We start from the raw sequence: 822 nt of genomic DNA, 5'->3' as shown, positions 1-822 counted from the left end.
AAGTTGCCGCCGGAGGTACCGGTGATCGTGGTGCTGACGGTGCTGCCGTTGTTGTAGACGTCATTGGCCGGGGTGTCGACAACCACGGTGCCGGTGGTTTGTCCGGCAGCGATGTTGATGACCGCGCCGTTGCTCAAGGTCACGGTGACCGGCGTTTGCGCTGGATTGGTCAGCGTCGCGGTGTAGGTGATCTGGCCGCCTTCGGTAATGGTTTCGCTGGCAGACAAGGTCAGACCAGTGGTGTCAGCCGAGTCGGTGATCGTGGTGACGGCTGGCGTGGTGCTTGGCACCAGGTTCTCGAAGTTGCCACCCGTTGCGCCAGTGATGGTGGTGCTGACGGTGCTGCCGTTGTTGTAGACGTCGTTTGCAGGAGTATCAACAGCGACGGTGCCGGTAGTTTGTCCGGCAGCGATGTTGATCACGGCGCCGTTGCTCAGCGTCACAGTCACTGGCGTTTGCGCTGGGTTAGTCAGCGTCGCGGTGTAAGTGATCTGGCCGCCTTCGGTGATGGTTTCGCTGGCAGACAAGGTCAGGCCAGTGGCATCAGCCGAATCGGTAATGGTGGTGACCGCAGGCGTGGTGCTTGGCACTAGGCTTTCGAAGTTGCCGCCGGAGGTACCGGTGATAGTGGTGCTGACAGTGCTGCCATTGTTGTAGACGTCGTTCGCCGGAGTATCGACAGCCACGGTACCAGTCGTGGCGCCCGCAGCGATGTTGATCACGGCGCCGTTGCTCAGGGTCACAGTCACTGGCGTTTGCGCTGGGTTAGTCAGCGTCGCGGTGTAAGTGATCTGACCGCCTTCGGTAATGGTTTCGCTGGCG

General features: G+C 60.8%; 1 pseudogene. It reads right to left on the bottom strand.

Annotated features, from left to right (window positions below):
• Positions 1–822: pseudogene (locus FHK92_RS25295) on the bottom strand (immunoglobulin-like domain-containing protein); the annotation flags it as partial.

It is taken from the genome of Pseudomonas brassicacearum subsp. neoaurantiaca, assembly GCF_013608025.1.
Lineage (GTDB): Bacteria > Pseudomonadota > Gammaproteobacteria > Pseudomonadales > Pseudomonadaceae > Aquipseudomonas.
The sequence above is the reverse complement of the archived record's forward strand: the minus strand, read 5'-3'. Positions and strand labels throughout refer to the sequence as shown.